General features: G+C 63.4%; 22 protein-coding genes. 4 read left to right on the top strand and 18 right to left on the bottom strand.

Features of this window, described 5'->3' with window-relative positions; genetic code table 11:
* Positions 1-46 precede the first annotated feature (46 nt).
* Positions 47-634, bottom strand: a complete 588-nt coding sequence (locus DT070_RS15030) for a hemerythrin domain-containing protein (RefSeq protein WP_122956131.1) — start codon at positions 632-634, stop codon at positions 47-49.
* Between the two features lie 202 nt (positions 635-836).
* Positions 837-1,094 (bottom strand): hypothetical protein, encoded by a 258-nt coding sequence (locus DT070_RS15025; protein WP_122956130.1) that lies wholly within the window; start codon positions 1,092-1,094, stop codon positions 837-839.
* Between the two features lie 114 nt (positions 1,095-1,208).
* Here DT070_RS15025 and DT070_RS15020 point away from each other — a divergent pair, with 114 nt between their 5' ends.
* Positions 1,209-1,808 (top strand): 3'-5' exonuclease, encoded by a 600-nt coding sequence (locus tag DT070_RS15020; RefSeq protein WP_122956129.1) that lies wholly within the window; start codon positions 1,209-1,211, stop codon positions 1,806-1,808.
* Between the two features lie 149 nt (positions 1,809-1,957).
* On the top strand, positions 1,958-2,191 hold the full coding sequence (locus tag DT070_RS15015) for a hypothetical protein (RefSeq protein WP_122956128.1): 234 nt from the start codon (positions 1,958-1,960) through the stop codon (positions 2,189-2,191).
* 9 nt (positions 2,192-2,200) lie between these two features.
* Here DT070_RS15015 and DT070_RS15010 read toward each other — a convergent pair whose 3' ends face one another.
* From DT070_RS15010 to ppsA, 12 genes are all read right to left on the bottom strand, one after another.
* Positions 2,201-2,548: a hypothetical protein gene (locus DT070_RS15010; protein ID WP_122956127.1), complete on the bottom strand. Its 348-nt coding sequence runs from the start codon at positions 2,546-2,548 to the stop codon at positions 2,201-2,203.
* Positions 2,545-3,396: a hypothetical protein gene (locus DT070_RS15005; protein ID WP_122956126.1), complete on the bottom strand. Its 852-nt coding sequence runs from the start codon at positions 3,394-3,396 to the stop codon at positions 2,545-2,547. Before DT070_RS15005 ends, DT070_RS15010 begins: the two co-directional genes overlap by 4 nt.
* A 107-nt stretch (positions 3,397-3,503) precedes the next feature.
* Positions 3,504-4,916, bottom strand: a complete 1,413-nt coding sequence (gene dnaB, locus DT070_RS15000) for a replicative DNA helicase (RefSeq protein WP_122956125.1) — start codon at positions 4,914-4,916, stop codon at positions 3,504-3,506.
* Between the two features lie 180 nt (positions 4,917-5,096).
* Positions 5,097-5,549 carry a 50S ribosomal protein L9 gene (gene rplI / locus DT070_RS14995; RefSeq protein ID WP_122956124.1) on the bottom strand — a complete coding sequence of 151 codons (453 nt, stop codon included), beginning with the start codon at positions 5,547-5,549 and terminating at the stop codon, positions 5,097-5,099.
* An 11-nt stretch (positions 5,550-5,560) separates the two neighbouring features.
* Entirely contained in the window at positions 5,561-5,845 is a 285-nt protein-coding gene (gene rpsR / locus DT070_RS14990; protein ID WP_007871078.1) for a 30S ribosomal protein S18, read from the bottom strand.
* A gap of 10 nt (positions 5,846-5,855) precedes the next feature.
* Positions 5,856-6,173, bottom strand: coding sequence for a primosomal replication protein N (gene priB / locus DT070_RS14985; RefSeq protein WP_122956123.1), 318 nt, complete (start codon positions 6,171-6,173; stop codon positions 5,856-5,858).
* A gap of 60 nt (positions 6,174-6,233) precedes the next feature.
* Positions 6,234-6,599, bottom strand: coding sequence for a 30S ribosomal protein S6 (gene rpsF / locus DT070_RS14980; protein ID WP_007871089.1), 366 nt, complete (start codon positions 6,597-6,599; stop codon positions 6,234-6,236).
* 242 nt (positions 6,600-6,841) lie between these two features.
* A complete protein-coding gene (locus DT070_RS14975) occupies positions 6,842-8,953 on the bottom strand; it encodes a sodium:solute symporter family protein (RefSeq protein ID WP_122956122.1) in 2,112 nt (703 codons plus the stop codon).
* The gene (locus DT070_RS14970; RefSeq protein ID WP_122956121.1) at positions 8,954-9,211 is read right to left on the bottom strand and encodes a DUF4212 domain-containing protein; all 258 of its coding nucleotides are present in this window, start codon (positions 9,209-9,211) and stop codon (positions 8,954-8,956) included.
* On the bottom strand, positions 9,198-9,755 hold the full coding sequence (locus DT070_RS14965; protein ID WP_240642553.1) for a tetratricopeptide repeat protein: 558 nt from the start codon (positions 9,753-9,755) through the stop codon (positions 9,198-9,200). The genes DT070_RS14970 and DT070_RS14965 overlap by 14 nt, the downstream gene beginning before the upstream one ends.
* A gap of 38 nt (positions 9,756-9,793) precedes the next feature.
* The gene (locus tag DT070_RS14960) at positions 9,794-10,090 is read right to left on the bottom strand and encodes a hypothetical protein (protein WP_122956120.1); all 297 of its coding nucleotides are present in this window, start codon (positions 10,088-10,090) and stop codon (positions 9,794-9,796) included.
* 175 nt (positions 10,091-10,265) lie between these two features.
* Complete coding sequence (gene ppsA / locus DT070_RS14955) at positions 10,266-12,665, bottom strand: phosphoenolpyruvate synthase (protein WP_122956119.1); 2,400 nt, start codon at positions 12,663-12,665, stop codon at positions 10,266-10,268.
* 219 nt (positions 12,666-12,884) lie between these two features.
* Between ppsA and DT070_RS14950 the strand changes: the two genes are divergently transcribed.
* Positions 12,885-13,706 carry a pyruvate, water dikinase regulatory protein gene (locus tag DT070_RS14950; protein ID WP_092126396.1) on the top strand — a complete coding sequence of 274 codons (822 nt, stop codon included), beginning with the start codon at positions 12,885-12,887 and terminating at the stop codon, positions 13,704-13,706.
* Positions 13,707-13,804: 98 nt separating this feature from the next.
* Here DT070_RS14950 and modC read toward each other — a convergent pair whose 3' ends face one another.
* Genes modC through modA form a run of 3 tightly spaced genes read right to left on the bottom strand, consistent with a single transcriptional unit; the run spans position 13,805 to position 16,361 of the window.
* Entirely contained in the window at positions 13,805-14,899 is a 1,095-nt protein-coding gene (modC, locus tag DT070_RS14945) for a molybdenum ABC transporter ATP-binding protein (RefSeq protein ID WP_122956118.1), read from the bottom strand.
* Positions 14,896-15,579 carry a molybdate ABC transporter permease subunit gene (modB, locus tag DT070_RS14940; RefSeq protein WP_122956117.1) on the bottom strand — a complete coding sequence of 228 codons (684 nt, stop codon included), beginning with the start codon at positions 15,577-15,579 and terminating at the stop codon, positions 14,896-14,898. Before modB ends, modC begins: the two co-directional genes overlap by 4 nt.
* 26 nt (positions 15,580-15,605) lie before the next feature.
* Positions 15,606-16,361, bottom strand: a complete 756-nt coding sequence (modA, locus tag DT070_RS14935; RefSeq protein ID WP_122956116.1) for a molybdate ABC transporter substrate-binding protein — start codon at positions 16,359-16,361, stop codon at positions 15,606-15,608.
* Between the two features lie 123 nt (positions 16,362-16,484).
* Here modA and DT070_RS14930 point away from each other — a divergent pair, with 123 nt between their 5' ends.
* A complete protein-coding gene (locus DT070_RS14930; protein WP_122956115.1) occupies positions 16,485-17,261 on the top strand; it encodes a TOBE domain-containing protein in 777 nt (258 codons plus the stop codon).
* A gap of 12 nt (positions 17,262-17,273) precedes the next feature.
* Here DT070_RS14930 and DT070_RS14925 read toward each other — a convergent pair whose 3' ends face one another.
* Positions 17,274-18,125, bottom strand: coding sequence for a heme ABC transporter ATP-binding protein (locus tag DT070_RS14925; RefSeq protein ID WP_122956114.1), 852 nt, complete (start codon positions 18,123-18,125; stop codon positions 17,274-17,276).
* Positions 18,126-18,131 lie beyond the last annotated feature (6 nt).

Here is an 18,131-nt window from a genome sequence, read left to right as displayed (position 1 = left end):
TTTTTGTTTGAATTTGAGGGTGCATATACACCCTCCCCGCACGCGCCTAGACGTGCCCCACCACCATGGGGGCGTGCTTGAGGTGAAGTGACAGGCCAAGGGCGGCCATGTGGTTGCCGTTGCGCCCCAGGATGGTTTGCGCCAGCGGCAGAAATTCCTCCTCTTCCAGGCGCGCGTGTTGCAGATAGGCTTGCACCAGTGCCTCCGCGAGCTCCAGGTCCAGCTCTACCGGCTGGTCTTTCGCGATGGCTTTCACTGCCGGTTCGAGGTTTTTCCAGAGGGATTCGATCTTGCGGTGATCAGCCACCAGGCGCTTGACCAGTGCTTTGACCTTATCGGCCTCTTCGCCCTTGGCGGCGCTGCGTAGCACCGCGGGGAACAGTTCAGTTTCTTCATCGGCATGGTGACTTGCCACCGCGTACTTAAAGAGGCTGAGCGTGTGCGTTGCGATATTGCGCGCCTGCACGGCCGCAGTCAGCAAGGCCGGGAGCTCGATAAAAGCCTGAAGCTGGGACGCAATACCGAAGTGGCACTGGGAGAAGCCCGTCAACGGTACCGAAAGGTCGGCCGCGCCCAAACCGGCGGGAGTCGCGACGGGGTCCCCGCTCGGGGAACTGGCGTGATGAGCGATCATGATCTGCCCCTTGTAAATGGCAGCACCCTGCCAGCCGACGCCCAGTCAATTGCAAGGAGCGCTGGCCGGAGATGTTTCGCCAGTTTTCACTATAGGAGCACGCCCGCAAGCGCTGTTGATCCAAATCAAGCGAGCGGCGATTACACGAACGCGCTTGTCAGAATGCCCCGGGGTTTATTCCGGCAATGCAGAACCCCCTTTGTCAGTCAGGCACAAACTTCGCCATGAAGGTCAGCTCGTCTTCGGGCAGATCCAGCGTGACCAGCTGGCCCATGCGCATGTCGGCCAGGCGGCACGCGCCGAAGAGGCTGTACTTTCCCTTGAACTGATAGCTTTCCATGTCGATCAGCATGAAAGAATGCGGGACAAACACCTGGTGCGCAAAAATCGTGCGGTGCCGGTTACGCGGCGACGGGAAGAGCTTGTAATGCTCGGTAGTGATGCTCTGTGCTGTAGCCATGATGTGAGTCAGTTGGGCTGTGCGGTGCGACGCCCTTTTCCCGTGAGTTTTTCTGACTGTAAGCTCTAAGGCCTGCACCAACCCTGTTTTGTTTTATCTTTCCCACGGATCCCTATGACCGAGCGCCACCCCACCCCCGGCAAAGAAGAAATCGCCCTGCTCGATCCTTTTGAGCGGTTGGGCCTGGACCAGATCGAGGTGGTGTCCACGCCGGCCCAGGCGGCCGGCGCGCTGAAGGAGCTGGCAGGCGCCACCGTGCTGGGCTTTGACACCGAGTCCAAACCCACGTTTGCCAAAAACGAAGCCTCTGAAGGCCCGCACATCGTGCAGCTCTCGGCGCCGCACAAGGCCTGGATCTTCCAGCTCGAAGACGCCGAGTGCCGCCGCGTGGTCGGCCTGCTGCTGGCTTCGCCCGGCATCATCAAGGCCGGCTTCGGCCTGGGCGACGACCAGCGCCGCATCATCCACAAGCTGGGCGTGGACCTGCAGGGCGTGCTGGATTTGAACGTGGTGTTCCGCGAACGCGGCTACCGCAAGGACATGGGCGTGCGCGGCGCCATCGCCGTGGTGTTCAACAAGCGTTTTCTCAAATCCAAAAAGGCGGCGACGTCGAACTGGGCCAATGAGCGGCTGACAGAAGCCCAAATCGTGTATGCCGCCAACGACGCGTATGGTGCGCTGCGGGTGTATATGGCGCTCGGGCTCGCGCAGTAAATGCTACAAAATTGATAGCTATCAGCCCAGCAACCATATGGGCTGGAGGTGATTTTTACTTAGAATCATCAAACTCCCGGGATAAACCCACCGGCTTGCCCCTTTATAGAATCTGCCGGCTCGTATAGTCAACCCAAAAGGAAACCCTCATGAACAAACTCCCGCTCCTGGCGTCCCTGCTGCTGGCCTCTGCCTTCCTGTCCGGCTGCGCAGCCCAACTCGTCAGCACCAACGAAAAACTGATCGTCGTCAAAGGCCGCCCTTCGCAACTGGTGGAAATCACCGAGATTGCCGAAACCGAATGCCACAAACGCAGCCGCATGCGCGCCAGGCTGATCACCAAGCCGGAGCCCGGGCAGTACGGGTTTGAGTGCGTGCGCTGAGCGGCTCGCCTACACAGGGCGGATGCGGGTCTTGCTGACGACGCCTGAGGGTGAAAACAGCACGATAAATTCGGTCGTGCCGGGTGCGTCCACCGCGGGCTTGTAGTTTTTTGCCCGGTACACCCACACCTCATAACCGCTGTCGAATTTGACCACCGTGCCCTGGCCCAGCGCCGCGGCCACATCGGCCTTGGTCGACTTGCCGGGCAGCACGGCGTCCTTGGCTGCCTGCACCGACATCCCGGGCTCACGGAACTCGGGCACCGCATTGCGGGCCTCCTGCGCGTCCATGGTGCTGGCACAGCCGGCCAGGACCAGGCAGGCAGCGGCCAATAAGCCCGTGATGCGCCTGCTCATTCGCCGTCCTCCATGTACTCAAACTCCACCCGTGTGTCGTCGGGCCAGCTGCGGTCACCCAGCGGCAAGACATAGGTGCGGTCTACCAGCACCTCACAATCGCAAACCGGCAGGTCGCTGTTCAGGCTGGCGTCGTCGCTTGCAGCGGCCCAGAGTTTGTTCACCGGCAAGACCTCCCTGCGCTCCCCGGCCACCATCGTCACGCTGAAGAGGGGCTTGTCTGAAAAGAAAAGGTAGAGCGGGTCTTTCCGGTCGCAGTACGACGGGGTATCCATGATCACCCTGGCCAGCCGGCCGACGATATTGGTGCTGTTGGAGACCAGGCCGGCCTCCATGCCCACACGGCATTCCAGCCGCAGGTCGCCCAGGCGCCGGGTGTTGGGCGGCAGGCCGGGCGTGCGGATCTCGGTACGCCAGGTCATGGTCTGCGCCTTGCGGTTGGGGATGACCTGCGCGTTTTCATCGTAGGCCTTCTGGTTGCGCACCAGGGTAAAGGTGTGGTCCGGCGCAATGGGCACCTCAAACGCCTCGGTCGAGCCGATCACTTCCATCTCGATGCGGCTCATGTCGGTCTCGCGTTTGCGCGGCAGGAGCTTGAAGCGCAGCGACGCGCCGGGCGACATGGCGCTGCGCTCTTTTTCGAAAAGGTCCATGCCGCGGATCATCTTGCGGTAGGACTTTTCGACCGGGTCGCGGTTGGCCTTGGCCGAGATGGTGACGGGCGGGAGTGTGGTGCGCGTGGTGGTGGTGCCTTGCGGGTCTTGTGCACCTGCGCTTGCGCAAAAGGCCGCAACTGCGCACACGCACAAGATGTGCGTTGCCAGTCGCAGTGTGTAGCTTGTTTGCATGGCGTTTCAAGGGTGAGAAGTCATGCTAGGCCGGGCTGAAGCGCTGTGGTGTAGGACAACTCCAGCAGTGTGGGCGCATCCGGCAAGCGCCGGGTGCGCGCCCTGCGTCAGAAGTCCCCGGTTCCGCCCGTGGCCAGGCTTTCGAACTTGGTGATGCGGTTGAGGAAGGCCAGCTTCACTGTGCCGGTGGGGCCGTTACGCTGCTTGCTGATGATGACTTCGGCCACGCCCGGCTCTTTGCAGGCCTCTTTGGTATAGTACTCGTCGCGGTAGATGAACATGATGATGTCGGCATCCTGCTCGATGGCGCCGGACTCGCGCAGGTCGCTCATCATGGGGCGCTTGTCGGTGCGAGACTCGACGCCGCGGCTGAGCTGGGACAGCGCGATCACCGGGCATTGCAGTTCTTTGGCCAGCATCTTCAGGCCGCGGGAGATTTCACCGACGGCGGTGGCGCGGTTTTCTTCGGCCATGCCGCCCGAGACACTCATGAGCTGCAAATAGTCGACGACGATGAGGCCGAGCTTGCCGCACTGGCGCGCCAGGCGGCGCGCGTTGGCGCGCAGCTCGCTCACGGTCAGGCCGGGCGTCTCGTCGATGTGCAGCGAGACGGTGCGCAGCTTTTCAATCGCTTCCGTCAGGCGCGGCCATTCTTCGTCAGTCAGGGCACCGGTGCGCAAATGGGTCTGGTCGATGCGGCCGATGGAGCCGACGATACGCACCGCGAGTTGCGAGGCGCCCATTTCCATCGAGAAGACGGCGACGGGCAGCCCTTCGAGCAAGGCCACGTTTTCGGCGATGTTGATGGCCAGGGCCGTTTTGCCCATCGAGGGCCGGGCCGCCAGGATGATCAGGTCGCCGGCCTGGAAGCCGGAGGTCATGCGGTCCAGGTCGTAGAAGCCCGTGGGCACGCCGGTGACGTCCTGCGGGTTCTCGGCCATCTCGGTCACGCGGTCGAGCAGGCTCACGACCAGCGTGTCCATACTCTGGAAACCCTCCTTCATGCGCGAGCCCTGCTCGCCGATCTTGAAGATCTTCTGCTCGGCTTCGTCCAGGATGGCCGCGACATCCTTGCCCTGCGGGTTGAAGGCGTTGGTGGCGATTTCGTCGGAGGCGGAGACCAGCTTGCGCAGGATGGCGCGCTCGCGCACGATCTCGGCGTAGCGGCGGATATTGGCGGCGCTGGGCACGTACTGCGCCAGTGAATTGAGGTAGCTCAGGCCCCCTACTTCATCGGCCTTGCCCTGGTTTTGCAGGTACTCATAGACAGTGATGATGTCGGCCGGCTTTGTGGCATTGATCAGCGCGCCCACGGCGGCGTAAATCAGCTTGTGTTCGGAGCGGTAAAAGTCTTCGTCGACCAGCAGGTCGCCTACGCGGTCCCAGGCGCCGTTGTCGAGCAGCAAGCCCCCCAGAACACTGGATTCACCCTCGATGGAGTGCGGTGGAATGCGCAGCTGGGCGATCTGGCGGTCGGGGCTGTAGCCGGGATCGTCGTAGGTGGAAAGTACGGCAGACATGGGTTTCCTTGGGAGAGGGTGAATGGTACGCCGTGAGCACAAACCCCTGCGGGATAAGGTTGTGGATAACCGGGGGAAATCGGGTGGAAATGGGCTGTGAACTTGTGAACAGCCCATCGACAGGAACAACCATGAAAAAAGCCGCTCGGCGAGCGGCTTTTTTGCGGAGGGAGAAAACGCTTAAGCGGTTTCGCCGTACACGGTGACGGTGATGTCCACTGCCACGTCGGTGTGCAGGGCAACGGTCACGGCGTGGTCGCCAACCACCTTCAGCGGGCCGTTAGGCATGCGGATTTGCGACTTCAGCACGGGGAAGCCCTGCTTGGTCAGCTCAGCCGAGATGTCGTGGTTGGTGACGGAGCCGAACAGGCGGCCGTCAACACCGGCTTTTTGCGTCAGCTTGACGGTGGTGCCGCCGAGCTTTTCGCCCTGGGCTTGCATTTCGGCCAGCTTGGCGGCCGCAGCCTTTTCGAGTTCGACGCGCTTGGCTTCGAATTCGGCCTTGTTGGCTTCCGTGGCGCGGCGTGCGCGGCCCGAAGGGATCAGGAAGTTACGTGCGTAGCCGTCTTTGACCTTGACGATTTCGCCGAGGTTACCGAGGTTCACGACTTTGTCGAGCAGAATGATTTGCATGGTCGCGCTCCTTACAGGGTACGGTGCTGGTCGCTGTAAGGCAGCATCGCGAGGAAGCGAGCGCGCTTGACGGCGGTGTTGATCTGGCGCTGGAAAATCGCGCGCGTGCCGGTCAGGCGTGCGGGGATGATTTTTCCGTTTTCGGCTACGAAATCGCGCAGGGTGTCGATGTCTTTGTAGTCGATTTCTTCAACGCCAGCGGCTGTGAAGCGGCAAAAACGCTTGCGCTTGAACAGCAGGGATTGGGTATTGCGCTTGGGGCGCTTGTCTTTGTTGAAACGTTTTGGTCCGGCCATGATGGACTCCTTAATGGGGGTTCTGTACTTGCTCTACCGGGTCTGCCTGGTGAAGAGCTTGAATATGGAAAACAACACCTTTGCTGGTGCGCGCATTGATGAGAAAACCGGTGAACCTGAAGGGTTTGCCTAGGGGGGACTTGGCTGATTGCTCAGCCAGCGCTCCGAAGGCCACCGCCCTGACCGTCAACTTGACCTGCCTGGTGACTCCGGCTTCGACGACTTCGGACTCGTGCTCGAGAACGAAATTGGCAGCGGGGATTCCAGCGGGCGTGTAGCGAAGAGGACTTGCCTCGGCGATACAGGCGGTCAGTTCAACGTGGTTCACTGCGTGCTTTTGCTCAATGGCAGCTGCGCGTCAGCGAGGCGTTCAACAGCATGTTGGCTATTAAGCCGCATACTCCTGCTGTTGGGCTTTACGGGCTTCTTCCCTCTCGACGTTGCGCATCATGAGGGATGGGCCGGTTTCGGCCTTCTTCTTCACGACAGTCAGGTGGCGCAGCACGGCATCGTTGAACTTGAACGCGTGTTCAATTTCTTCCATCACGGCCTGGCTGGCTTCGATGTTGATGCAGAGGTAGTGGGCTTTTGCGAGTTTCTGGATCAGGTACACCAGCTGGCGGCGGCCCCAATCTTCAACACGATGCACTTTTCCACCGCCGGCGGTAATCATGCCCTTGTAACGTTCCAGCATGGCTGGGACTTGCTCGCTTTGATCCGGGTGGATCAGCAAGACGATCTCATAGTGACGCATAAACTCTCCTTGTGGTTGATTGAAGCTGCCCCAGCGTCGTTAAGGGTGCAGCAAGGCGAAGCCCATGATTATATACCACCCCCACGCTCCCCCACTTTGTGTGAGTCGCTGCCCCCCGAGGGGGCCGCCCGCCTACGGCCCGGCAAAGCCGGTTCCGTGGCTCATGCTGGTAAAGACGGGGAAGATCCGCACTGGACCTGAAAACGCCGAAATCCCTCGCATTCCGGCTGTGCCGGGTGTTTTTAGAGGCGTTTCAGGTCCGGGTAGCGGATGTATTCGACCAGTTCCTGGACTTTCTGGCTGGGAGGCCGGGTGACCAGGCTGACCAGCACAATTACCGCAAAACCGACCGGAACGCCGAAAAGTCCGGCCGAAATCGGGTCTATGCCCCACCACAGCTGCACCGGCGAGGTGATGCCGAAGGTGGCGCGCAGCCAGGCCTGGTTGGTGAACATATAGTACGAGGTCACGCCCAGACCGCACACCATGCCCAGCACCGCGCCTATGCCATTGGCGCGCTTCCAGAAGATTCCCAGGCTCAGGGCCGGGAAGAAGGAGGCGGCGGCAAACGAGAACGCGGCCGAGACCAGAAACAGGATGTCCGCCGGCTTTTGCGCCGCCACGTAGGCGGCCAGCAAGGCGACGATGAGCAGCAGGATCTTGGACACCGTGACCCGGCTTACCGTCGAGGCGTTGGGGTCGATCATCTTGTAATAGAGGTCGTGCCCCAGCGCATTGGCAATCGTCAGCAGCAGGCCGTCGGCGGTCGACAGCGCCGCGGCCAGCCCGCCCGCCGCCACCAAGCCTGAAATGACATAGGGCAGGCCCGCCAGTTCGGGCGTCAGCAGCACGACGATGTCGCCGCCTATGTTCATCTCATTGAGCTGCAGGATGTTGTCCTTGTTGATGTCGGTGACAGACAGCAGCGAAGGGTCTACCCGCGTCCAGGAATTCACCCAGGCCGGCAGTTGGTCAAACGGCATGCCGACCAGCACGGTGAATATCTCGTACTTCACCAGTACCGCCAGCGCCGGTGCGGTGAAATACAGCAGAAAGATGCACACCAGCGACCACGTGACGGATTGCCGCGCCTCGCGCACGCTGGGGACCGTGTAGTAGCGCATCAGGATGTGCGGCAAGGCCGCCGTGCCCACCATGAGGCAAAAAACCAGCGCCAGAAAATTGCGGCGCGAGGTGTCGTAGGTCTCCTGCTCTTTCGGTGTTCCGTCCGGGTTGCCCGAGAACTGCGTCGCGTGGGCCGGCATGCCGTTGAGCGGCTGGGTCTTGATGTCGGCAGCGGCTTTGGCGGCCGTCCAGGCCTTGACGGCGGCCGCCTCGTCTCTGGGCATGGTGGCCAGGGCTTTGGCGGCCGAAGAGATGTCCGCTACCGAGGCATTGCCGGTTTTGAGCTGCTCCATCCGTTTGGCGGCGGCCAGTTTGTCGGCGGCCAGTGATTCCGCCGGCTGCGCCAGCTTGCCCGATAGCGCTTCCGACCGCTGCCTGAAGAGTTCACGCACCTGCAGTTCCCTGGGATCGGCCGTCAGCTCTTTTTCCTTGGCCGTCACCTTTTCGAGCTGAAAGCCGTAAACCAGCTGCGGCACCGGCACGCCCGTCTGCTTGACGGACAGCCAGACCACCGGGATCAGGTAAGCCACCACCAGGATGATGTACTGGGCGACTTGCGTCCAGGTCACCGCGCGCATACCGCCCAGGAAGGAGCACACAAGAATTCCGCCCAGGCCCAGAAAGATGCCCAGCTCGAACGCGATGCCGGTCAGGTAGGAGGTGATCAGGCCCACGCCGTAAATCTGCGCGACCAGGTAGGTGAAGGAGCAAAGGATGGCCGCCGCCACGCCGATGAGCCGCGGCAGGCTTCCGCCGTAGCGTTCGCCCAAAAAGTCGGGAATGGTGAACTGGCCGAATTTGCGCAGGTAAGGCGCAAGCACCAGGGCCACCAGGCAATAGCCGCCCGTCCAGCCCATGATGAAAGCCAGCCCGCTGTAACCCGTGAGGTAGAGCGTGCCCGCCAGGCCGATGAACGAGGCGGCCGACATCCAGTCGGCGCCGGTGGCCATGCCGTTGTAGACCGCCGGCACGCGACGGCCCGCCACATAGTATTCAGAGGCGTCAGTGGTGCGGCTCATGACACCAATGCCCGCGTACAGGCCGATGGTGGCCAGCAAAAAGGCCGTGCCTATCCAGAGGCGCGGCAGGCCCGCGCGCTCCAGCAGCGCGAGGATGACCACAAATACCACCAGGCCCAGCGTGTACCAGCGGTAGACGCGGTCCAGCTGCCGCTTGAACTGCTGGCTCGAGAGCAGGACCCCCTCGCGTGAACCAAAGAAGCCGGCCATTCAGTCCTCGTCCGCCACGTCATGCTCGATGTCGAGACGGTTCATGTACCAGGCATAAAAGCCGACGATGAGGCAATACACCACCAGGGCGCCCTGCGCGCCCATCCAGAAGCTGAAGGGCCAGCCGAAAAACGTGAAGTTCAGCGACCGTGCGAAATAGCTCACGCCGAAGGAGACGCTGAACCAGACCAGCAGCAACACCGCCGTCACGGCCAGGTTCTTGCGCCAGTAGCGGCGATGGCTCTCAGTGGGCTGCATGGGTGACCTCACCGGCGGCCGCAAAAACAGCCTCGTTTTCGCGCTCAAACTGGGCGGCCACACGCGGCTCAAAGCGCCTGAGGTGCGCAATCACCTTGCGCGCCTTGCCCGGCTGGCCCAGCGCCAGCCAGACCTGCGCGAGCCGGTACCAGCCGTAGGGGCTCAACGGCTGCAGGGCCGTATTTTTTTGCAGGGCCTCAGCGGCTTCCTCGAAGCGCCGGGCCTGGATCAGCACCAGCGCCAGGCCGTACCAGGCCTGGTCCAGGCGCGCATCCAGCGCCAGCGCCCGCTCAAATGCGGGTCCTGCTTCGTCATGCCGGCCGGCTTGCTGCAGCAGGTAGCCCAGGTTGAACCAGCCCGCCGCCTGTTCGGGCCTGACAACGGTCAAGTGCCTCAAGCTGGCAATGGCTTCTTGCGTCAGATGGAGTTGAGCCGCCACATGGCCGCGGCTGGCCAGTGCATAAGGATCGGCGGGCCGCAGTTGCAGCATCCGGTCAAACGTTGCCAGTGCGGCGGGTCGTTTGGCGCAGGCGAGCAAAAGCAAGGCGCGCGCTTTCAGGAACACATAGTGCAAGCCAGCCCCTATTTGCACAGCGCCACCCCGATCTCCAGGCAGATGCGAACCTTGGCGATGGCAGCAACAGCCCACACAAGCAACAGCACCAGAAACGCCACCAGCGGCAGGTGGCGCTCCATCACCACCGGCGGGGATATCCAGCGCGCAGCCTTGACCCAAGGCCGGCCAACCAGCTGCAGCACGCGGTAAACCGGATTGCTGCCCTTCGCGCCGCCAGCCATCACGCCCACCAGCCATTGGCCGGCCAATGCCAGCAGCGCAATCTCAGCGAGCAGTTTGACGGTGATGGCGACGGCAAGCATGGCTCGGGGCGGGCAAAGAATGAAAGGGGGACACGGCCTCGATTGTCACCGGAGGCCTTGCCGGTTGCTTACCGGGGAAACCTCCCGCCACCGGGGGTTTTCCCTCGGGAACGGCCAAAAAAAAGCGCTGCGGATTTCTCCGCAGCGCACCTTTTCAACACATTTCAGCAGGCCTTCAGTTGGCCAGTTGCTTCCAGGTGTCGATCACCGTATCGGGGTTCAGCGAGATGGAGCCGATGCCCTCGTCCTTCAGCCACTGCGCAAAGTCCGGGTGGTCGCTGGGGCCCTGGCCGCAGATGCCGACGTATTTGCCTTGCTTGCGGCAGGCCTGGATGGCGCGGCTGAGCATGGCCTTGACGGCGGGGTCGCGCTCGTCGAAGTCCTGCGCCAGGATCTCCATGCCCGAGTCGCGGTCCAGGCCCAGCGTGAGCTGGGTCAGGTCGTTCGAGCCGATCGAGAAGCCGTCGAAGTACTCCAGGAACTCGTCGGCCAGGATGGCGTTGCTCGGCACCTCGCACATCATGATCACGCGCAGGCCTTTTTCGCCGCGCTTGAGACCGTGCTGGGCCAGCAGGTCGGTGACCTTCTTCGCCTGGCCCAGCGTGCGCACAAACGGCACCATGACCTCGACATTGACCAGGCCCATATCGTCGCGCACGCGCCTGAGCGCCTCGCATTCCATGGCAAAGGCTTCGCCAAAGTCGGGGCTGAGGTAACGCGATGCGCCGCGGAAACCGAGCATCGGGTTTTCTTCTTCCGGCTCATAACGTGAGCCGCCTATCAGTTTGCGGTACTCGTTGGACTTGAAGTCCGACAGGCGCACGATCACCGGCTTGGGCCAGAAGGCCGCGCCAATCGTCGCCACGCCTTCCACCACCTTGTCGACGTAAAAGGCGCGCGGCGAGGCATGGCCGCGGGCCACGCTTTCCACCGCTTTTTTCAGGTCGGCGTCGATGTTCGGGTAGTCCAGGATCGCCTTGGGGTGCACGCCGATGTTGTTGTTGATGACAAATTCCAGCCGCGCCAGGCCCACGCCGTGGTTCGGGATCTGGCAGAAGTCAAAGGCCAGCTGCGGGTTGCCGACGTTCATCGTGATCTTCAGGTCGATGGGCGGCATGTCGCCGCGCTGCACTTCGGTCACTTCGGTTTCGAGCAGGCCGTCATAGATGTTGCCGGTGTCGCCTTCTGCGCAGCTAACCGTCACCAGCATGCCGTCTTTCAGCGTTTCGGTGGCGTCGCCGCAGCCGACCACGGCCGGGATGCCCAGCTCGCGCGCAATGATGGCCGCGTGGCAGGTGCGCCCGCCGCGGTTGGTCACGATGGCGCTGGCGCGCTTCATCACCGGCTCCCAGTTCGGGTCGGTCATGTCGGTGACGAGGATGTCGCCCGGCTGAACCTGGTCCATGTCCTTGATGTCGTGCACGATGCGGACCGGGCCGGTGCCGATCTTCTGGCCAATGGCGCGGCCTTCAGCCAGCACGGTGCCGGTGCCCTTGAGCTTGTAGCGCTGCTCGGCCTTGCCTTTGGACTGGCTCTTCACCGTCTCGGGGCGCGCCTGCAGGATGTAGAGCTGGCCGTCGGTGCCGTCTTTGCCCCACTCGATGTCCATCGGCCGGCCGTAATGCGTTTCGATGATCAGGGCGTAGCGCGCGAGCTGCTCGACGTCGTCGTCGGTCAGCGAATAGCGGTTGCGCAATTCGGTCGGCACGTCGGTGGTCTTGACCAGCTTGCCGCCGGATTTTTTCTCTTCCGCCGTGGTGAACTCCATCTGCAGCAGCTTGGAGCCCAGGTTGCGGCGGATCACGGCGCGCTTGCCGGCCTTGAGCATGGGCTTGTGCACATAGAACTCGTCGGGATTGACGGCGCCCTGCACCACGGTTTCGCCCAGGCCGTAGCTGGAGGTGATGAACACCACGTCTTCAAAGCCGCTTTCGGTGTCGATGGTGAACATCACGCCGGCCGCGCCCTTGTCGCTGCGCACCATGCGCTGGATGCCGGCGGACAGCGCCACGTCGGAATGGGCAAAGCCCTGGTGCACGCGGTAGCTGATGGCGCGGTCGTTGTAGAGCGAGGCGAACACCTCTTTCATCTTGTGCAGCACGTCGTCAATGCCGACGACGTTCAGGAAGGTTTCCTGCTGGCCGGCAAACGACGCGTCGGGCAAATCCTCGGCCGTGGCGGACGAGCGCACCGCGAAGCTGGCCTGGGCGTTACCGGCGCTGAGAGCGGCAAAACTGTCGCGAACGGCTTTTTCCAGATCGGCCGGGAAAGGCTGGGCTTCGACCAGTGCGCGGATCTTGGCGCCGGCTGTGGCCAGGGCACGCACGTCGTCGGTGTCCAGCGCGTCCAGCACGCTGTTGATTTTTTTGTCGAGCCCGTCGTGGGCCAGGAACACGCGGAAAGCGTGGGCCGTCGTCGCAAATCCGGTGGGCACCCGCACGCCCTGGGGGCCGGTGGGCAGTTGCGAGATCATTTCGCCGAGGCTGGCGTTCTTGCCGCCGACAGACTCGACGTCTGTCATCCTCAGGTTTTCAAACGGTACGACCAGGGCGGTCGCCTCAAACAGCTTGGACATGAAAATACTCCGGGAGGTTTAAAAACCGGGGAATTCACCATGCGCGGCAGGCAACCTTGTTGTTGTTCGAAGGGGTTGTGGCGGGGCATGATGTGACAAACTGGATAATTGCCACGATTGTAGGCGGCTGGGGCCGGGCGTGCCGCGTCAGGCTTTCACCCGGCTTTCAACCAGCCAAACCCCCATTTCCGCCCTTTCAAGCTCTTTTGAAGCCCCTTCATGTCCCAACGCACCGTGTTTTTCATCTCCGACGGCACCGGCATTACCGCTGAAACCTTTGGTAACGCCATCCTGGCGCAGTTTGAGTTCAAGCCGCGCCACGTCCGCCTGCCCTTTATCGACAGCGTGGACAAGGCCCACCAGGCGATCCGGCAAATCAACCACACGGCCGAAGTCGAGGGCAAACGGCCCATCGTCTTCACCACGCTGGTCAACATGGAAATCCTGGCCGTCATCAAAACCCATTGCAACGGCATGCTGCTGGACATGTTCGGCATGTTCGTCGCGCCGCTGGAAGGCGAGCTGGGCATCAAGTCCAACCACCGGGTAGGCCGGTTTTCAGATGCCTCCAAGAGCAAGGAATACGACGACCGCATCGAGGCCATCAATTTCTCGCTGGCGCATGACGACGGCCAGAGCAACCGCGACCTGGCCGGCTCGGACGTCATCCTGGTGGGCGTGAGCCGCAGCGGCAAGACGCCGACCTCGCTCTACCTGGCCATGCAATACGGCCTCAAAGCCTCCAACTACCCGCTGATCCCGGAAGACTTCGAGCGCCGCCAGTTGCCGCCGGCGCTGGTGCCGCACCGCAAGAAGATCTTCGGCCTGACGATCGCGCCGGAGCGCCTGGCGCAGATCCGCAACGAGCGCCGGCCCAACTCCAAGTACGCCAGCCTGGAGAACTGCCGCGAAGAGATCCACGAGGCCGAGGCCATGATGCGGCGCGAAGGCATTCGCTGGCTGTCGACCACCACCAAGTCGATTGAAGAGATTTCCACCACCATCCTGCAGGAAATCCGTCCCGAGCGGCTGGAGTACTAGCGCCCTGCCCGGCTGTGAAGTTGCTGTTTTGCTATTTATTTGATAGCTATAAGCCAAGGCAGCGATTGGGCTAGAGGCCGATTTAATGCCTGATCGCCTCAACCAAGAACGGCCACGCCCTTGACCTGCGCGAACACCCGGCTGCCGGGCTGCAGCCGCAGCGCCTCGGCCGACTTCTGCGTCAGCCGGGCCAGCAGCGTGCTGCCGCCGGCGTCCAGGCCCACCATGACCTGGCCCGGGCTGTCGGGCGACAAAGCCGTGACGGTGACGGCAAAGATGTTCTGCACGCTGGTGCCGTCCTGGCGCGCCAGCGTCAGGCTCACATCGCGCGCCTGGATGCGCACACGCACGCGCTGGCCTACCTGCAGCGTCGGGTTGAGCAGGCTGATGCGCCCGCCCGCAAACTCGGCATGGCTCATGTGCCAGTGCGGCTCGACGGCGCTGACCACCGCGTCGATCACCGCGGCAGCGGCATCGCCGTGCGCCAGCGGCAAATCCAGCCGCGTCATCAGCTCGCGTGTGGGGCCCGAGGCCGTGACGCGGCCCGCGTCCAGCAGCACCAGGTGGTCAGCCAGCCGGGCGACTTCATCCGGCGCATGGCTCACATACAACACGGGGATGTCCAGCTCGTCGTGCAGGCGCTCCAGGTAGGGCAGGATTTCGGCCTTGCGGGCGATGTCGAGCGAGGCCAGCGGTTCGTCCATCAGCAAGAGGCGCGGGCTGGTGGCCAGCGCCCGCGCGATCGCCACCCGCTGGCGCTCGCCGCCCGAGAGCGTGCCGGGCGCGCGCTGCATCAGCTTTTGCAGGCCCAGCAGCTCGATGGCTTGGTCCAGCAAAACACGGCGCTTGGCGGCCGGCACGCGGCGCAGGCCGAAGTCGAGGTTGCGGGCGACGTCCAGGTGGGCAAAAAGACTGGCCTCCTGAAACACATAGCCCAGCGGGCGCTGGTGCACCGGCATAAAAACGCCGGCGGCATCGTCCTGCCAGACCTCGCCATTGACCACCAGGCGGCCGCTGCCCGCGCGCTCCAGGCCCGCAATGCTGCGCAGCAAACTCGTCTTGCCCGAGCCCGAGGGGCCGAAGATGGCGGTAACGCCGCGCCCGGGTATGGCCAGCGCCACGTCGAGCGAAAAATCGGCAAACGTGCGGCGAAACGATGCCGTGATGCCTTCGGCCAAAACGTTCGGCGTCATGCGCCCTGCCCTTTGCGCCGCCCGGACTGCAAGGTGTACAGCGCGAGCAATACCAAAAACGAAAACACCAGCAGCCCGCCGGCCAGCCAGTGTGCCTGGCGGTATTCCAGCGCCTCCACATGGTCGTAAATCTGCACCGACATCACACGCGTCTTGCCGGGAATGTTGCCGCCCATCATCAGCACGATGCCGAATTCGCCCACCGTGTGCGCAAAGCCCATCACGGCGGCCGTGAGGTAAGCGGGCCGCGCCAGCGGCAGCACCACGCTGAAGAAGGTGTCCAGCGGCGAGGCGCGCAAGGTGGCGGCGGCTTCCAGCGGCCGCTCGCCAATCGCCTCAAACGCGTTTTGCAGCGGCTGCACCACGAAGGGCATGGAATACAGCACCGAGCCCACCACCAGCCCGGCAAAGGTGAACGGCAGCACGCCCCAGCCCAGCGACTGCGTGAGCTGCCCCACCGGGCCGTTCGGCCCCATCAGCACCAGCAGGTAAAAACCCAGCACCACCGGCGGCAGCACCAGCGGCAAGGCCACCAGCGCACCCACCGGCCCCTTGAGCCACGAACGCGTGCGCGCCAGCCACCAGGCAAGGGGTGTGCCGGCCAACAGCAGCAACACGGTGGTGGTGGCCGCCAGCCGAAAGGTCAGCGCCAGGGCCTGAAGGCTTGCATCGTCGAGCATGGGTCAGCGGTCTTTCATGCCCTGCTTCAGGGCTCGTAACCAAAGGAGCGGATCACCGCTTTGGCTTTTTCGGTTTTGAGGAAGGCCATCAGCCGGCCCGCAGCCTGGCTGTCTTTGGCTTTGGCCAGCAGCACGGCGTCCTGGCGAATCGGGCTGTGCAGGCTGGCAGGAACAATCCAGGCCGAGCCCGACTTGATCTTGCCGTCTTCATACACCTGCGAGAGTGCGACAAAGCCCAGCTCGGCATTGCCGGTGGAGACAAAACTGAAAGCCTGGCCGATGCTTTCGCCCTGCACAAGCTTGGGCTCCAGTGCTGCCTGCAGGCCGAGCTTGTTCATCGTCTCGACCGCCGCAGCGCCGTAGGGTGCGAGCTTGGGCGCCGCAATGGCGATCTTCTTGAAGTCGCCCTTCTTGAGGACATCGCCCTGCGCATCGACCACACCGGGTTGGGCCGACCACAACACCAGCCGGCCGGTGGCGTAAGTGAAGCGGCTGCCGTTGGCGGCGGCCCCTTCTTTCTCGAGCCTGGCGGGCGTTTCGTCGTCGGCCGAAAGGAAAACCTCAAACGGCGCACCGTGGGTGATCTGCGCATAAAACTTGCCGGTGGCGCCGAAGGTCAGCACGGCTTTATGGCCGGTGTCTTTTTCAAAGTCCGCGGCGATCAGCTTCATGGGCGCGGTGAAATTGGCTGCGACGGCGACCTGGACTTCGTCGGCCCAGGACGCGCTTGATACGAGGGCGGCGCACAAAGCCGGCAGGTAACGCAAGCCAGAAAGAGACATGGCAGGACTCCAAAGCAGGGATCGGAATAAAGAACGGTCTGAAGGCCAAGCGCGTTGGCCGATTCGCTATTCTATTTTAGAATAGCGCTACCTGTCTCAGCCTCTCCAAAGCCGCCACCTTCAATGTCTACCGCCCCTTCCTTCGCCAATGCCTTCAGCCACGAGCCGGCCGACAAACGCATCGAGATCCTGCGGCTGGTCGGCGAGAGCGGCTCGATCTCGCAGGCGGCGCGGCAGGCCAGGGTCAGCTACAAGGCGGCGTGGCAGGCCATCGACACGCTGACCAACCTGGCCGGTGTGGCGCTGGTGGAGCGTGCGGTGGGCGGCTCGGGCGGCGGCGGCGCCACCTTGACGCCGGCCGGCCAGAAGCTGCTGGCCGTCGCCGGCCTTTTGAATGAAACGCGCAGCCAGGTGCTGGGCGCCTTCAAGTCCAACGAGCTGCTGCTGCCGCGCGCCCTGCCCGCGCTCTCCAACATGAGCGTGCGCACCAGCATGCGCAACCAGTTGCCCTGCGAAGTCGACAAGCTGGAGCTGCGGGGCCAGATGGCCCGCGTGCATTTAAAACTGCCGGGCGGGGCTTCGCTGGTCTCGCGCATCACCAAGGCCAGCGCTGAACTGCTGGGGCTGCAAAAAGGGCAAACCGTGCTGGCGCTGTGCAAGGCCACGGCAGTGACGGTGACGGCGCAGTCGCCTGCGGCCGCCACAGCGCCGGGCGTGCAAGGCCTCAACGGCCAGGCCGTTCGTATCAGCCGCGGGGCAACAGGCGATGAGGTGTCGCTGCAGCTGGAAGGCGGCTTGCAGCTGGTGGGGTTTGCGGCGGCGGGCAGCGGACTGAAAACCAAAGCCCTGGTTCAAGCCCTGGTTGACGAATCCGCCGTGGTGATTGCTTTATCGACCTGAACAGCGGGCGTTCTAGACAGGCGCGTCGAACAGATACTGACGCGGCCCGGGCGCCCCGCCCTTTGTCGCCACCGGGTGTGCCACCACGCCCCAGACCTTTTCAATGCAAAAAGGCGTTAGCACATCGGCCGTGGCGCCGCTGCCCACCACCTGCCCGCCCTGCAGCACGACGCAGCGGTCGGCGTAGCGCAGGGCGAGGTTCAAATCGTGCAGCACGGCGACCACACCCACGCCCTGCGCTGTGGCCCAGGCGCGCACAAGTTGCAGCATGCGGTGCTGGTGCTGCAGATCGAGCGCGGCAGTCGGCTCATCCAACAGCAACCAGCGCACTGAGCTGTCACCCGCAACGCCGGTGACAGGCTCCCACACCTGCGCCAGTGCGCGCGCCAGGTGCACACGCGCCTTCTCACCGCCTGACAGCGTGTTGAGCGCGCGGTGCTGCAAACGTTCGACCGCAGTCGCCTGCATGGCCTGCAGCACCAGGTCTACATCGCGCTGGCCGGGGTGGCGGCGGTGCGGGTAACGGCCGAGTTCCACCACTTCGCGCACGGTGAACTCAAACGCGACCTGGGTTTCTTGCGCCACCGAAGCGCGTACCCGCGCCAGGTCGGCCGATGCATAGCTGGCCAGCGCCTTGCCGGCCAGGTAAACATGGCCGCCTGTGGGCTGGCGCTGGCCGGTCAGCAGCGACATCAGGGTGGACTTGCCGGCGCCGTTGGGCCCCAGCACCGCAGTGACCTGACCGGCGATGAATTGCGCCGACGCCGCCTGCAGCAGCGAGCGGCCAGGCACCTCGACCCCCACGCCCACCACCTCCAGCATGCCTGCCAGCGGTGAAAAATCTGTCTGGTTGCGCGCGTTCATGCCAAC

This window comes from Polaromonas sp. SP1, from assembly GCF_003711205.1.
Lineage (GTDB): Bacteria > Pseudomonadota > Gammaproteobacteria > Burkholderiales > Burkholderiaceae_C > Polaromonas.
The sequence above is the reverse complement of the archived record's forward strand: the minus strand, read 5'-3'. Positions and strand labels throughout refer to the sequence as shown.

What these genes read in the sequence shown, in the direction of transcription:
- DT070_RS15030 (WP_122956131.1), bottom strand. Translation starts at nt 634, where the DNA reads ATGATCGCTCATCACGCCAGTTCCCCGAGCGGGGACCCCGTCGCGACT.
- DT070_RS15025 (WP_122956130.1), bottom strand. Translation starts at nt 1,094, where the DNA reads ATGGCTACAGCACAGAGCATCACTACCGAGCATTACAAGCTCTTCCCG.
- DT070_RS15020 (WP_122956129.1), top strand. Translation starts at nt 1,209, where the DNA reads ATGACCGAGCGCCACCCCACCCCCGGCAAAGAAGAAATCGCCCTGCTC.
- DT070_RS15015 (WP_122956128.1), top strand. Translation starts at nt 1,958, where the DNA reads ATGAACAAACTCCCGCTCCTGGCGTCCCTGCTGCTGGCCTCTGCCTTC.
- DT070_RS15010 (WP_122956127.1), bottom strand. Translation starts at nt 2,548, where the DNA reads ATGAGCAGGCGCATCACGGGCTTATTGGCCGCTGCCTGCCTGGTCCTG.
- DT070_RS15005 (WP_122956126.1), bottom strand. Translation starts at nt 3,396, where the DNA reads ATGCAAACAAGCTACACACTGCGACTGGCAACGCACATCTTGTGCGTG.
- dnaB (WP_122956125.1), bottom strand. Translation starts at nt 4,916, where the DNA reads ATGTCTGCCGTACTTTCCACCTACGACGATCCCGGCTACAGCCCCGAC.
- rplI (WP_122956124.1), bottom strand. Translation starts at nt 5,549, where the DNA reads ATGCAAATCATTCTGCTCGACAAAGTCGTGAACCTCGGTAACCTCGGC.
- rpsR (WP_007871078.1), bottom strand. Translation starts at nt 5,845, where the DNA reads ATGGCCGGACCAAAACGTTTCAACAAAGACAAGCGCCCCAAGCGCAAT.
- rpsF (WP_007871089.1), bottom strand. Translation starts at nt 6,599, where the DNA reads ATGCGTCACTATGAGATCGTCTTGCTGATCCACCCGGATCAAAGCGAG.
- DT070_RS14975 (WP_122956122.1), bottom strand. Translation starts at nt 8,953, where the DNA reads ATGGCCGGCTTCTTTGGTTCACGCGAGGGGGTCCTGCTCTCGAGCCAG.
- DT070_RS14970 (WP_122956121.1), bottom strand. Translation starts at nt 9,211, where the DNA reads ATGCAGCCCACTGAGAGCCATCGCCGCTACTGGCGCAAGAACCTGGCC.
- DT070_RS14960 (WP_122956120.1), bottom strand. Translation starts at nt 10,090, where the DNA reads ATGCTTGCCGTCGCCATCACCGTCAAACTGCTCGCTGAGATTGCGCTG.
- ppsA (WP_122956119.1), bottom strand. Translation starts at nt 12,665, where the DNA reads ATGTCCAAGCTGTTTGAGGCGACCGCCCTGGTCGTACCGTTTGAAAAC.
- DT070_RS14950 (WP_092126396.1), top strand. Translation starts at nt 12,885, where the DNA reads ATGTCCCAACGCACCGTGTTTTTCATCTCCGACGGCACCGGCATTACC.
- modC (WP_122956118.1), bottom strand. Translation starts at nt 14,899, where the DNA reads ATGACGCCGAACGTTTTGGCCGAAGGCATCACGGCATCGTTTCGCCGC.
- modB (WP_122956117.1), bottom strand. Translation starts at nt 15,579, where the DNA reads ATGCTCGACGATGCAAGCCTTCAGGCCCTGGCGCTGACCTTTCGGCTG.
- modA (WP_122956116.1), bottom strand. Translation starts at nt 16,361, where the DNA reads ATGTCTCTTTCTGGCTTGCGTTACCTGCCGGCTTTGTGCGCCGCCCTC.
- DT070_RS14930 (WP_122956115.1), top strand. Translation starts at nt 16,485, where the DNA reads ATGTCTACCGCCCCTTCCTTCGCCAATGCCTTCAGCCACGAGCCGGCC.
- DT070_RS14925 (WP_122956114.1), bottom strand. Translation starts at nt 18,125, where the DNA reads ATGAACGCGCGCAACCAGACAGATTTTTCACCGCTGGCAGGCATGCTG.